This window comes from Streptomyces fulvoviolaceus (assembly GCF_000718165.1).
GTDB classification, from domain to species: Bacteria; Actinomycetota; Actinomycetes; order Streptomycetales; family Streptomycetaceae; genus Streptomyces; species Streptomyces fulvoviolaceus.
The window spans coordinates 1-204 of sequence record NZ_JOEY01000253.1 but is presented as its reverse complement, the minus strand read 5'-3'; the positions used below and the strand labels follow the sequence as shown (position 1 = coordinate 204).

Annotated in this window: 1 protein-coding gene; it reads left to right on the top strand. The window is 70.6% G+C overall.

Annotated features, from left to right (window positions below; translation table 11 throughout):
- The coding region (locus IG08_RS55600; protein WP_043457907.1) for an AMP-binding enzyme at positions 1 to 204 on the top strand (204 nt) is incomplete at both ends.

Here is a 204-nt window from a genome sequence, read left to right as displayed (position 1 = left end):
CCCGAAGTCGAACGCGTCCTGTACGAACACCCCGCCATCCTCGAAGCCGCCGTCGTCGGCCTCACCCACCCCCGCTGGGGCGAAGTCCCCCGCGCCTTCGTCGTGTTCCGACCCGGCACCAGCGCGGGGACGGACGAGTTGCGGGACTTCTGCCGCACCCGGCTGGCCAAGTTCAAGGTGCCGGTCCGCTTCGACGTCGTCGAC